We start from the raw sequence: 12500 nt of genomic DNA, 5'->3' as shown, positions 1-12500 counted from the left end.
GCGTGGTCAGTCGTCCTCCCCGCCCTCGGGCGGGTCGTTGTCCGGGTGCACCCAGCCGTTGGGCTCGCACCCCTGCAGGTCCAGGGTCTGCTGCTGCATCACCGGGGCGACCTCGCCCGGCCCCGGGCAGGAGACGTGGCCGTGGCCCAGGGTGTGGCCCACCTCGTGGTTGATCAGGTAGACGCGGTAGGTCTCCAGGTCGCCCTCGAAGTGCGGGACCCCGGCCACCCAGCGGTTCTGGTTGATGATGGCCCGGTTGCCGTTGGCGCAGGAGACGTAGCCGTTGGTGCGCAGCGGCGCGCACATGCGGTCCACCGTGTCGGGGGCGGCCAGCAGGACCCGGACGTCGGCGTCGTCGCCGTCCACGCGCTGCATGGACCGCTCCCCGTCGTCGCCCCAGCTGCGCGGGTCGCCCAGGATCAGCTCGACGGCCGCGACGAAGTCCTCGGCCTCGCCGGGCAGGCCCTTCTCGACCTCCACCGCGAACGTCGTCACCGGGCCCTCGCCCATGACGTCGCCCTCGCCCTCCATCACGGAGAAGTCGCCGTCGGCGCTGTCGACCTCCTCCACGACCGAGCGGAGCAGCACCGGCTCGTCCTCCTTCTCCTCCTCGGAAGCGGAGGAGGGGGAAGGCGCGGCGGGCGGGTCCTCGCTCTGTCCGCTGGCGCTGGCCATCGGCGGGGCCTCCCGGCCGTCGGCCACCCCGTCGCCGACCGGACGGGAGGTTCCCGCGGGGGTGCCGGCGTCCTCCATCGGGGGCGGCACACTGACCATCAGCACGGCGGAAGCGCCCGAGACCAGGCACAGGCCGAGGGCGAGTCCCGCCGGGTGCCGGCGGGGCCGGCGGCGACGGCCTCCCGGGGACGGAGCGGACGTGGGCACGGGGCACCTCTCAGTAACGGATGACGGATCCAGCATGCCACGACCGCGACCCTTCCGAGGGCCGGGGCGAAGGTGCGGCACCGCCGTCGCTCCGCCGGGGGCGGACGCGGATAACCTTCAAGCGCAAAGGTGTCGATCTGGGAGGACAACAGGTGCGCATCGCACGGTTCGCGGCCGGTGACGAGGTCGGATTCGGCCTGGTCGAGACCGATTCCGACGGCGGCGGCGAGTACGTCGCCAGGCTCAACGGGCACCCCCTGCTCGGGGACATCCGGTTGACCGGCGAGCGGGCGAAGCTCGCCGACGTCCGCCTGCTGTCGCCGGTCCTGCCCACCAAGGTGGTCTGCATCGGCAAGAACTACGCCGACCACGTGGCGGAGATGAAGGACATCACGGGTGAGGGCACGGAGGAGCCGGTGGTCTTCCTCAAGCCCTCCACCTCCGTCGCCGGGCCCCGGGACCCGATCTTCCACCCGGCGGTCTCCGAGCGGGTGGACTACGAGGGCGAGATGGCGATCGTCATCTCCCGGCCCTGCCGCGAGGTGCCCCGGGAGCGGGCCGCCGACGTCATCTTCGGATACACCGTCGCCAACGACGTCACCGCCCGCGACCTCCAGCAGAAGGACGGGCAGTGGACCCGCGCCAAGGGGTTCGACTCCTTCTGCCCGATCGGCCCGTGGATCACCACCGGGCTGGGCATCGAGGAGGCGCAGGACCTGGAGGTCACCACCACCGTGGACGGTGAGGTCCGGCAGAGCGGGCGAACGTCACAGTTCATCCACGACATCCCGGGCATGATCTCCTATGTCACCTCTTTCATGACGCTGCTCCCCGGCGACGTCCTGCTCACCGGCACACCCGCCGGTGTCGGCCCGGTGCGGGTCGGCCAGGAGGTCTCGGTGACGGTGGAGGGACTGGGCACGATCAGCAACCGGGTCGTGGCCCGGGACTGAGCGTCCGGCCCGGCCGCCCGACGGCCGGGCCGCACCGCTCCCGGGCGGCGGTCCCCCGCGCAGTCCGACGACTCAACGGAAGGGCAACGAAGTGGCCGTCCCCGCGTTCCGCCGCACCGGCACCCTGGTCCTGGCCGGCCTCCTGGCGCTGGCCCTGGTCGCCGGCGGCGGCTATCTGTGGGTGACACGCACCGACGACCGTGGAACCGACCCCCGAGCGGAGGCCGAGGAACCCGTGAGCGGATCACTGCGCGTCATGCTCTCCGGAGACTCCATGACCCAGGGAGCCGACGGCGACCGGACGTGGCGCTACCACCTGTGGAACCACCTGGAGCCCGCGGTGGAGGGGCTGGAATTCGTCGGCCCCTACACCGACCCGGCCACCGCCGACATGATCATCCCGGTGCCCACCGACGGGGAACCGCCCTCCGCGGAGGAGTCCGCGGCCCAGGAGCGGGCGTTCGCCGAGATGACGCCCGAGGAGGCCGAGGCCCTGGCCGGGCTCGCGGAGCACGGCCTGCCGAGCGCCGACGGCGGCGCCGGCGAGTACCGCGACCCCGACTTCGACCAGGACCACAACGCCGTGTGGGGACGCACCCTGCGCGACGCCTCCGCCAGCATCGGGGAGGAGGTCGGCAGCTACGAGCCGGACGTGCTGTGCACCCTCATCGGTGTCAACGACCTGCTGTGGCCGGTCGAAATGCAGGAGATGGAGGACCGGCTGCGCCGGTACGTCGAGGGCGCCCGCGAGGGCAACCCCGACGTGAAGATCGTCCTGGCCGAGGCTCCGCCCATCGCCTACGCGGACAGCGACCCCGGGTTCGCGCTGCGCCTGTACTCCTACAACGTCCTCGTGCGGAACCTGGCGGGGGAGCTGTCCACCGAGCGGTCCCCGGTGATCAGCGTCGACATCGCCGAGCGCGAGAAATGGGACGTGCGGGCCGACACCTACGACGGCACCCACCCCAACGCCCGCGGTGAGATCAAGATCGCGGCCGCGTTCGCCGACGCCCTCGCCGAGGCCTACGGGGTGGGCCGGCCCTACCCCCGTCCTCTGCCCGAGCCCTCCTGAGGCCGCCCCTCCGGCCCTGCGCCCCTCGCGCCCGTCCCGCGCCGCCCCCGGAGAGGCGGGCCGTACCCGTCCCCGGAACCCCGCCGGGCACTCCCCGGCGGGGCGGAGGGGGCCCGGGCGTCCGGTTCGGCAATACCCTGGAAGGCGTGACCGAGACTTCGATTCGTACCCGCTTCGCCCCTTCCCCCACGGGCATGTTCCACGTCGGCGGCGCCCGCTCCGCGCTCTTCAACTGGGCTCTGGCACAGCAGCAGCCCGAGGGGCGCATGGTGCTGCGCATCGAGGACACCGACGCCGCGCGCAACCGCCCGGAGTGGACCGAGGGCATCGTCCGCGCCCTGGCCTGGCTCGGCATCGGGGAGGATGACCCCCACTTCGAGGGGCCCTACTTCCAGTCCGCCTACGTCGACAAGCACCGCGAGACCGCGCAGGAGCTGTACAAGAACGGCCGCGCCTACTACTGCGACTGCACCCGCGAGCAGCTGGAGGCCCGCCGCGACAACCCCAACCTGGGCTACGACGGGTTCTGCCGCGACCGCGGCCTGGAGGCCGGGCCCGGCCGCGCGCTGCGCTTCCGCGTGCCCGACGGCGGTCCCACCGTCGTCGACGACAGGATCCGCGGCCGGGTGGAGTTCGCCCACTCGGCCATCGAGGACTTCGTGATCGCCCGTGCCGACGGCTCCCCGCTGTTCGTGCTGGCCAACGTGGTCGACGACGTCGAGATGGGCATCACCCAGGTGGTCCGCGGCGAGGAGCACCTGTCCAACACCCCCAAGCAGCAGTTGCTGTGGGAGGCGCTGGGCCGCACACCCCCGGTGTGGGCGCACCTGCCGGTCATCGTCAACGAGCAGCGCAAGAAGCTGTCCAAACGCCGTGACAAGGTCGCCCTGGAGTCCTACCAGGAGGAGGGCTACCTGGCCGAGGCCATGGTCAACTACCTGATGCTGCTGGGCTGGGCGCCGGGCGACGACCGCGAGATCATGCCGTGGCCGGAGATGGTGCCGCTGTTCCGCATCGAGGACGTCAACAGCTCCAGCGCGTTCTTCGACGAGAAGAAGCTGCGCGCCTTCAACGGCGAGTACATCCGCTCGCTGGACCCGGACGAGTTCATCGAGCGCTGCGCCCCCTGGACCACCGGGGAGGACACCCCCTGGGACGCCGCCGACTACGACCCGGAGGTGTTCCGGGCGGTCGCGCCGCTGGCCCAGAGCCGGGTGGCGGTGCTGTCGGAGATCGTCCCCAACGTCGACTTCCTGTTCCTGCGCACGCCGGTGGAGGACGAGAAGAGCTGGGCCAAGGCCATGAAGCCCGGGGTGGGCGAGGAGATGCTCGCCGCCGCCCTGGAGCGCTTCGCCGACCCGGCCCTGGCGTGGGACGCCGAGTCGCTCAAGACCGCCACCGAGGAGGCCGGCGCGGGCCTGGGCCTCAAGCTCGGCAAGGCCCAGGCGCCGGTGCGCGTCGCGGTCACCGGCCGCACGGTCGGCCTGCCGCTGTTCGAGTCGCTGGAGCTGCTGGGCCGCGAGCGCGTTCTGGCACGGGTGGGCGCGGCCCTGGAGAAGCTGCGCGCCCAGGGGCCGGCGGACCAGGCCTGAGCGTTCCGGGGAGAGCGTGGAACCCCTGATCGCAGGGGGTTCGGAACGGGGTGGTCGGGGTCACGGACCCCCCACCCCGTATTCGGTTCGCGAGCACTCTCAAACTCCGCTAGAGTTATCCACGTCGCCGAGGGGGACAGGGAAGCGGGAAGCGGACCGGTCCTCCCAGAGCACTGGGGTATGGTGTAATCGGCAGCACGACTGATTCTGGTTCAGTTAGTCTAGGTTCGAGTCCTGGTACCCCAGCGCGGTCCGCGTGAGAGCGCGGGCTATCGGGTCCGGAGGGACCCGGCACGCGCCCCCGTCGTCTAGTGGCCTAGGACGCCGCCCTCTCAAGGCGGTAACGGCGGTTCGAATCCGCTCGGGGGTACCACAGGGAGCGCCTCCCACACCGTGGGGGGTTTCTTTCTGGCCGGTGCGCGTCACCGGTGTCCGGTTCGACCGGGTATCGTGGGAGATCGGTGGTCGCGCCGATCACCACATGAGCAGTCCAGGCCCCCGTCGTCTAGTGGCCTAGGACGCCGCCCTCTCAAGGCGGTAACGGCGGTTCGAATCCGCTCGGGGGTACCAGCACGAAGGCCCCGCCCACCAGGGCGGGGCCTTCGTCGTTTTCTGACCGGGGCCACCGGCCGGGGGGCGGTCCCCGGGGCCTACCGGATCGCGCGGTCCTTCAGGGCGCCCAGCTCCTCCTCGGGCGCGCCGGAGGCCAGGACCATCGCGACCAGCTGGTCCAGCAGCCAGTCCGCCAGCTCCTCGGCGGTGCGCCCGCGCTCCTGGAGCCACAGCATCACCGCGGTCTCCACCGCCGAGATCCAGCAGCGCAGCGCCAGCACCAGGAGCGGAGAGGGCCGCCGCGGCCCGACCCGGTCCAGGATCAGCCCCAGCACCCCCGACCGCACCCGGTCGATCTCCGCCTCGGTCTCCTCGGTGGCGATCACCGAGCCGCCGCGCAGCAGGGCGACGTAGGCGGGGGAGTAGGAGTCGGCGAACTCGATGAACCGGACCAGGGAGCGCCGCAGCTGGTCCAGCGGCTCCAGTTCCGCGGGAGGGACGAGCCGCTCCAGCAGTTCGGACGTGGCCCGCTCCAGCGCCTCGCGGCGCAGTTCGGCCATGTTCGGGAAGTAGCGGTACACCAGCGCGCGGGACACGTCCGCGGCCTCGGCGATGTCCTCCGGGGTGACCTCGCCGGGCGGGCGCAGGGCGAACACGTCCAGCGCCGTCCGGATCAGGTCCTCCCGGCGTTCGTGCGGCGCCATGCGGCGGGGCCGGCGCCCCGGCCCCGACGGGTTCGCCGGGGACTCCGACCCGGTCACCCGCGCCAGGTGACGGTCGGTCCTGTGGGACACCACCGTGGTGACAACCTCCCGGAGGCCGCTCGATCGTTCCCTCCGAACCTACCGCCGGCCGCCGGGGCCGGCGGCCCGCTCAGACCGGGAGCCCGGCCCCGGCGAGGGCGCGGACCGCGCCCGGGGCGAACCGGGACAGGTAGGGGCCCAGGCGGGTCCCGGCGCCCACGGGGAGGACCGCGGGGGCGTCCGCGACGGCGTCCGCGATGCTGCGCGCCGCCCTTTCGGCGGCGTTGCCGCAGCGGGACGGGAGGGACGGGCGCGCCCCGGCCTCCTCCGGGGCGGGGCTCCCCGGCGGACGGGCGGCGTCGAGGGCGCCGCCGACGACGGGGCCGGGGAGGACGGCGGTGACGCCGACGCCGGAGGCGGCCAGTTCGCCGCGCAGGGAGCGGCTGAACGCCGACACGGCCGCCCGGGCGGCCGGGTACGCCCCGCCCCTGAGCGACGGCGGGTGGCCGGGGGCAGGGGCGATGTTGACGATGCGGCCGCCGCCACCGGCCTCCACCATCATCGGGGCGAAGGCGCGGCAGCCGTGGGCCACGCCCCGCAGGACGGTGCCGACCGGGCTCCCCGCGTCGGCGGCCGGGGTCCGCGGCGGCGGTCCGGCCGCGCCCGTCACGGCGTTGTTGACGACCAGGTCCGGCACCCCGTACTCCTCGCGCACCCGGGCGGCGAGCTTCTCCACGGCGGCGGCGTCGGCGACGTCCACGGGCCGGGCGGCCGCGCCCGGGGTGAGCAGGGAGCACAGTTCGGCGGTGCGCTCGGCGGCCGGACCGTCGGGGTCCGCGGCGACCACCCGGGCACCGCGTTCGGCCAGTTCGAGGCAGAGGGCCCGGCCGAGGCCGCCGCCCGCGCCGATGACCACGGCGACCTGGCCGGCGAAGGCGCCGCCGTGGCGGCGGGCGGCGGGGGAGCGGCGGTGGCGGGGCGTGCCCGCCTCCACCTCCCCGACGAAGGCCCGCAGCCGGGCGGCGACCGCGCCGGGACGCGAGCGCAGCGACCAGTGCCCGCCGTGGAAGCGGTGGAAGCGCAGGTCGTCGACCCAGCGGCCGGCGTTGGACTGGAGCTGATCGACCATGAACGCGTCGTGGGTGGGCGCGAGCACCTGGACCGGGACCGCCGTGCGGCGCCCGGCGGGGCGGGTGAGGCGGGGGGCCATGTTGGCCCGGTACAGCGCCAGGCCGTTGACGTGGTCGCGGGTGGTGCGGCGGGCCGGGCGCACGTCCCCGCCGCCGAAACGCTCCAGCCCGGCCAGGACCCGCCCGCCCAGCCCGGTCAGCCAGGCCAGTTCCGGGACGACCGGGGTGTGGAAGAAGCCGATGTACCCGGAGCGCACGGCCTGGCGCAGGACGGCGCGCAGGCCGTCGGGGGCGGAGCGGAACCAGTGCCCGGCGTGGTCCAGGCTCGGACCGGAGATCGAGGTGTAGGAGGCGAACCGGTCCGCGTACCGGGGCTCGGTGACGGCGTGCCAGCTCTGGATGGACCCCCAGTCGTGGCCGACGAGGTGGACCGGACGGCCCGGGGCGACCGCGTCGGCGACCGCGGCGACGTCGGAGGCCAGCCGGTCCATCCGGTAGCCGGCGCGGGTGCCGGGGGCGGTGGACCGCCCGGCGCCGCGCACGTCGTAGGCGGCGATGCGGTACTCCCCGGCCAGCTCCTCGACCAGGGCGTCCCAGACGGAGGAGTTGTCGGGGTAGCCGTGGACGAGCAGCAGAACAGGGCGGTCGGCGGGTCCGGTGGTGCGGACGGCCAGGCGCTGGCCGTCCGAGGCGGTGACGTACCGGTGCACTCGGGATCTCCTCAGGGGGCGGCGGCCGGGGCGCGGCCGTCCATGGGCCGGTCGTGCGCGGGACCGGCACCGAACCGCGCGATGGGGGCGTGGAACCGGTCCCGCACGCCGTGTCCGGTGAGGCGGTCGCGGGTGCGGCGCGCGCCCCCGCGTCCCGTCGCCCCGGGCACCGGGGCCGCGGCGGCCCCGGAGGTGTCCCGGCGGGCGGGCCGCCGGAGACCGCGGGTCGCGGCCGACCCCTGTGGAGGTGCGGTGTCCCCGGTCACACTCTCATGAGACATGGCGTCATGTTAGACAATCTGTCAACAAGAGTCCACGGCCGGCCCCGTTCCGGTCCGTCCCGCGCCGGACGCATCGGACCCCGCCCGGCGACGGCCGGGCGGGGTCCGTGTCCGCCGCGGGACCGCCGGTCCGGAGCGCGGGGCCGGGGCGGCGGTGGTGCGGTGCGGGTCAGTGGCCCTCGACGCTGTGCAGGGACTCGCTGATCTTCTCGGCGGCCGACAGGATCGCCTGGGAGTGGATGCGCCCGGGCGAGCGGGTCAGCCGCTCTATCGGGCCCGACACCGAGACCGCCGCGATCACGCGCCCGCCCGGGCCGGACACCGGTGCCGACACCGAGGCCACGCCCTGCTCGCGCTCGGCCACGCTCTGGGCCCAGCGGCGGCGGCGGACCTGGGCCAGGCTGGCCGCGGTGAAGCGGGCGCCCACCAGGGAGCGGCGGATGCGGTCCGGGTCCTCCCAGGCCAGCAGCACCTGCGCCGCCGACCCCGCGTTCATGGGCAGCTCGCTGCCGACCGGCACGGTGTCGCGCAGGCCGCTGGTGCGCTCGGAGGCGGCCACGCACACGCGTACGTCCCCCTGACGGCGGTACAGCTGGGCGCTCTCCCCGGTGAGGTCGCGCAGCTGTACCAGGACCGGGGCCGCCACGGCCAGCAGGCGGTCCTCCCCGGTGGCGATCGACAGCTCGCCCAGACGGGGCCCCAGCACGAAGCGCCCCTGGCTGTCCCGGGTGACCATGCGGTGCCGCTCCAGCGCGACCGCCAGCCGGTGGGCCGTGGGCCGGGCCAGTCCGGTGATCTGGACCAGCTGGGCCAGGGAGGCCGGTCCCGATTCCAGGGCGTCCAGGACGGACATCGTCTTGTCGAGTACGCCGACGCCGCTGGATGAGCTAGAGTTGTCCATGACTTGATATTGCCGTCTCGAAATATGGAATGCAAGTCAGAGTCCGCGCAACGGCACGAACGAGAGAGGCGATCGCCCATGGCACGCACGATGGCCGAGAAGGTCTGGGAGGAGCACGTCGTCCGGCGTGCCGAAGGCGAGCCGGATCTGCTCTACATCGACCTCCACCTCGTGCACGAGGTGACCAGCCCCCAGGCCTTCGAGGGCCTGCGGCTGGCCGGTCGCCCGGTGCGCCGTCCGGACCTGACCATCGCGACCGAGGACCACAACGTCCCCACGCTGGACCTGCTGGCCCCCATCGCCGACCCGGTCTCCCGCAAACAGGTCGAGACGCTGCGCAAGAACTGCTCCGACTTCGGCATCCGCCTGCACCCCATGGGCGACATCGAGCAGGGCGTCGTGCACGTGGTCGGCCCCCAGCTCGGCCTGACCCAGCCCGGCATGACCATCGTCTGCGGCGACAGCCACACCAGCACCCACGGCGCGTTCGGCGCGCTGGCCTTCGGTATCGGCACCAGCCAGGTCGAGCACGTGCTGGCCACCCAGACCCTGCCCATGGCCCCCTTCAAGACCATGGCCGTCACGGTCAACGGAAAGCTCCGCCCGGGGGTGTCCGCCAAGGACATCATCCTGGCGGTCATCGCCCGGATCGGGACCGGCGGCGGCCAGGGCTACGTCATCGAGTACCGGGGCGAGGCCATCGAGTCCCTCTCGATGGAGGCCCGCATGACCGTGTGCAACATGTCCATCGAGGCGGGCGCCCGGGCCGGGATGATCGCGCCGGACCAGACCACGTTCGACTACATCGAGGGCCGCCCGCACGCCCCGCGGGGTGCGGACTTCGAGGCGGCCGTCGAGCACTGGAGGACGCTGCGCACCGACGAGGGCGCCGTCTTCGACGCCGAGGTCGTGCTGGACGCCGACGAGCTCAGCCCGTTCGTCACCTGGGGCACCAACCCCGGCCAGGGCGTGCCCCTGGACGCCGCGGTGCCCGACCCCGCCTCCTTCGAGGACCCCTCCGCGCGCGCCGCCGCCGAGAAGGCCCTGGCCTACATGGGACTGGAGGCCGGGACCCCGATGCGCGAGGTCCGGGTGGACACCGTCTTCCTGGGCTCGTGCACCAACGGCCGGATCGAGGACCTGCGCACCGCCGCCGAGATCCTCCGGGGCCGCAAGGTCGCCGACGGCGTCCGGATGCTGGTGGTCCCCGGCTCCATGCGGGTCAAGGAGCAGGCCAACGCCGAGGGCCTGGGCGCGGTCTTCGAGGCCGCCGGGGCCGAGTGGCGGGAGGCGGGCTGCTCCATGTGCCTGGGCATGAACCCCGACCAGCTCAAGCCCGGTGAGCGCAGCGCCTCCACCTCCAACCGCAACTTCGAGGGGCGCCAGGGCAAGGGCGGCCGCACCCACCTGGTGTCGCCGCAGGTCGCCGCCGCCACCGCGGTGCGCGGCACGCTGTCCTCGCCCGCCGACCTGGCCGACCTGTAGCCGAGCCCGACCACGACAGGAGGAGACCTGCCATGGAGAAGTTCCACGTCCACACCGGTCGGGCCGTGCCGCTGCGCGCGAGCAACGTCGACACCGACCAGATCATCCCCGCCGTCTACCTCAAGCGGGTCAGCCGCACCGGGTTCGAGGACGGACTGTTCGCCGAGTGGCGCGAGGACCCCGAGTTCGTTCTCAACCGCCCCGAGTACCAGGGCGCGTCGGTGCTGGTCACCGGACCCGACTTCGGCACCGGCTCGTCCCGCGAGCACGCCGTCTGGGCGCTGCAGGACTACGGCTTCAAGGCCGTGCTGTCCCCCCGGTTCGCCGACATCTTCCGCGGCAACTCGCTCAAGGGCGGCCTGCTGACCGTGCTGCTGCCGCAGGAGGTCATCGAGCGGCTGTGGAAGGCCGTCGAGGACGACCCGGCCACCGAGATCACCGTGGACCTCGTCGAGCGCGAGGTGCGGGCCCCCGGGGCCGGCGTGCAGGAGCCGTTCGAGCTGGACGACTACACCCGGTGGCGGCTCATGGAGGGCCTGGACGACATCGGGCTGACTCTGCGTCACACGGACGCGATCACGGAGTTCGAGAAGCACCGCAAGCCGTGGTCGCCGGTGACGCTGTAGCGATCCGAACCCCTTACGGGACGGGGGTCGACGGGGCTGTGTGACGCAGCGCACCCGTCGGCCCCCAAATATTTTACCTTTACTTGGCGTGACCGAACGGCGGCACTTCCCGTATCCGTGAACATGGTCCACCGCTCGTCCGGAATCCGGTTATACATAGGCATTTGAGGATCACAGAGGGGGGCAAAAGGGACCTGTCCCGATGCCCCCGAGTCCGCGGTGGACCCGTCCCGGAGAGTGACCGCGCAGGTCGGACCGGACCCGACACGCCCTAACCGCAGGCGTTTGTATTTGTGCAAGAGCCTCTGTGTCCCCTAATTTCGTGCGAGCAAGGGGGAACCGGAGGAACCTTATGAACAAGCGTGACCTGATCGACGCGATCTCCGACCGACTCGGAGACAAGAAGACCGCGACCGAAGCGGTCAACGCTGTGCTTGAGACCATTCAGGCCACCGTGGCGTCGGGCGACAAGGTCGCCATCACCGGCTTCGGCGTTTTCGAGAAGGCGGAGCGCGCCGCGCGCACCGCCCGCAACCCCGCCACCGGCGCCACCATCGACGTTCCCGCGAGCTTCGTTCCGAAGTTCCGCGCCGGCGCCGACTTCAAGGCGCTCGTCAACGGGGACAAGAAGTAGGCACGGTTCACAGGAGACCGTGACCGCACTCCGCCCGGGTCCGACGGACCCGGGCGGAGTCGTGTCCGCAGCCCGCCGGTCGAGGGTGGTGGAGGGCTGCGGGCGGGGGCCGTCGGTTGAGGGTGGTGGAGGGCGGCGGGCGGGGTGCTGCGGGCGGGGGCCGTCGGTTGAGGGTGGTGGAGGGAGACGGGCGGGGTGCTGCGGCCGGGGGCCGTCGGTTGAGGGTGGTGGAGGGAGACGGGCGGGCTAGGGACCCGCGGGCCCCCTCCGGAGCGGCTCCGCGGCCAGCTCCCGGGTGCGCGGCCCCACACCCAGCTCCAGCGCCGCCGCCAGGTCCCCGGGGGTGTCCACGTCCCGGCGCACCGACTCCACGCCCGGGAGCAGCAGCTCCCACGCCCCGGAGGCCAGGTGCCGCTCGCGCGAGGCCCCCTCGAACGCGGGGGAGAACTGGTGCCCAGGCGCCGCCGCGTACAGGGTCGTCCCCACTCCGGGGGCGTCGGCCAGGAACGACCGGCCGTACCCGGCCGCGGCCGCCAGCACCCGGCCCAGCTCCGCCGGGCGCAGCGCGGGCAGGTCCGCCGACAGCGCGCACACGCCCGCTCCCGGCGTCTCCCGCAGGGCCGCCCGCGCCCCGTGCACCAGCGCGGGATTGAGGCCGGTGCCCGGCTCCCCGGGCACCACCGCCGCACCCAGCGCCGCCAGTGCCGCGCCCGCCCGCGCGTCGTCGGTGACCGCGTACACCGCCGCCACCGCCCGGCACTCCAGCGCGGCGGCCACCGTGTCGCAGGCGAACGCCAGGGCCAGCTCCGCCCGCTGCGGCCCCGGCGCCGGGGCCAGGCGCGACTTGGCGAGCCCGAGGTGCTTGACTGGGACGATCAGGGACCAGCGCACTCCGGGGCCCGCGGCCCCCTCCCGCTCTCCGACGCCGGCCACGTTCTC

12 protein-coding genes and 3 tRNA genes are annotated in these 12500 nt (G+C 73.5%); 9 read left to right on the top strand and 6 right to left on the bottom strand.

Translation table 11 applies throughout. The annotated features are described in order from the left end of the window. Positions 1-6 precede the first annotated feature (6 nt). The gene (locus ACSUPR_RS11230) at positions 7-774 is read right to left on the bottom strand and encodes a DUF3152 domain-containing protein (protein WP_436891972.1); all 768 of its coding nucleotides are present in this window, start codon (positions 772-774) and stop codon (positions 7-9) included. 260 nt (positions 775-1034) lie between these two features. Between ACSUPR_RS11230 and ACSUPR_RS11225 the strand changes: the two genes are divergently transcribed. From ACSUPR_RS11225 to ACSUPR_RS11200, 6 genes are all read left to right on the top strand, one after another. Beyond that, on the top strand, positions 1035-1835 hold the full coding sequence (locus tag ACSUPR_RS11225; RefSeq protein WP_436891082.1) for a fumarylacetoacetate hydrolase family protein: 801 nt from the start codon (positions 1035-1037) through the stop codon (positions 1833-1835). Between the two features lie 91 nt (positions 1836-1926). Then, positions 1927-2907, top strand: coding sequence for a GDSL-type esterase/lipase family protein (locus tag ACSUPR_RS11220; protein ID WP_436891080.1), 981 nt, complete (start codon positions 1927-1929; stop codon positions 2905-2907). 194 nt (positions 2908-3101) lie between these two features. Continuing rightward, a complete protein-coding gene (gltX, locus tag ACSUPR_RS11215; protein WP_436891970.1) occupies positions 3102-4499 on the top strand; it encodes a glutamate--tRNA ligase in 1398 nt (465 codons plus the stop codon). Positions 4500-4673: 174 nt separating this feature from the next. Beyond that, positions 4674-4745 (top strand) — tRNA-Gln (locus tag ACSUPR_RS11210). Positions 4746-4796: 51 nt separating this feature from the next. After that, positions 4797-4872 (top strand) — tRNA-Glu (locus tag ACSUPR_RS11205). Positions 4873-4993: 121 nt separating this feature from the next. Next, positions 4994-5069: transfer RNA gene (locus ACSUPR_RS11200), tRNA-Glu, on the top strand. Between the two features lie 80 nt (positions 5070-5149). Here ACSUPR_RS11200 and ACSUPR_RS11195 read toward each other — a convergent pair. The 4 genes from ACSUPR_RS11195 to ACSUPR_RS11180 form a co-directional block, all read right to left on the bottom strand. Then, positions 5150-5755: a TetR/AcrR family transcriptional regulator gene (locus tag ACSUPR_RS11195; RefSeq protein ID WP_436891078.1), complete on the bottom strand. Its 606-nt coding sequence runs from the start codon at positions 5753-5755 to the stop codon at positions 5150-5152. 169 nt (positions 5756-5924) lie between these two features. Then, entirely contained in the window at positions 5925-7634 is a 1710-nt protein-coding gene (locus ACSUPR_RS11190; protein ID WP_436891077.1) for an SDR family oxidoreductase, read from the bottom strand. Between the two features lie 11 nt (positions 7635-7645). After that, positions 7646-7915 carry a hypothetical protein gene (locus ACSUPR_RS11185; RefSeq protein WP_436891076.1) on the bottom strand — a complete coding sequence of 90 codons (270 nt, stop codon included), beginning with the start codon at positions 7913-7915 and terminating at the stop codon, positions 7646-7648. Between the two features lie 169 nt (positions 7916-8084). Continuing rightward, on the bottom strand, positions 8085-8768 hold the full coding sequence (locus ACSUPR_RS11180) for an IclR family transcriptional regulator (protein WP_436891969.1): 684 nt from the start codon (positions 8766-8768) through the stop codon (positions 8085-8087). Positions 8769-8894: 126 nt separating this feature from the next. Between ACSUPR_RS11180 and leuC the strand changes: the two genes are divergently transcribed. The 3 genes from leuC to ACSUPR_RS11165 all read left to right on the top strand — a co-directional run bounded on the left by leuC (position 8895) and on the right by ACSUPR_RS11165 (position 11561). Next, positions 8895-10301 (top strand): 3-isopropylmalate dehydratase large subunit, encoded by a 1407-nt coding sequence (gene leuC / locus ACSUPR_RS11175; RefSeq protein WP_436891074.1) that lies wholly within the window; start codon positions 8895-8897, stop codon positions 10299-10301. Between the two features lie 32 nt (positions 10302-10333). Next, the gene (gene leuD, locus ACSUPR_RS11170; RefSeq protein WP_436891073.1) at positions 10334-10927 is read left to right on the top strand and encodes a 3-isopropylmalate dehydratase small subunit; all 594 of its coding nucleotides are present in this window, start codon (positions 10334-10336) and stop codon (positions 10925-10927) included. 352 nt (positions 10928-11279) lie between these two features. Then, positions 11280-11561, top strand: a complete 282-nt coding sequence (locus ACSUPR_RS11165; protein WP_073379845.1) for an HU family DNA-binding protein — start codon at positions 11280-11282, stop codon at positions 11559-11561. Between the two features lie 246 nt (positions 11562-11807). Here ACSUPR_RS11165 and cofC read toward each other — a convergent pair whose 3' ends face one another. Then, positions 11808-12494, bottom strand: a complete 687-nt coding sequence (gene cofC / locus ACSUPR_RS11160; RefSeq protein WP_436891967.1) for a 2-phospho-L-lactate guanylyltransferase — start codon at positions 12492-12494, stop codon at positions 11808-11810. Positions 12495-12500 lie beyond the last annotated feature (6 nt).

The sequence above is a fragment of the Nocardiopsis dassonvillei genome (genome assembly GCF_964273065.1).
Classification (GTDB): domain Bacteria; phylum Actinomycetota; class Actinomycetes; order Streptosporangiales; family Streptosporangiaceae; genus Nocardiopsis; species Nocardiopsis dassonvillei_B.
The sequence above is the reverse complement of the archived record's forward strand: the minus strand, read 5'-3'. Positions and strand labels throughout refer to the sequence as shown.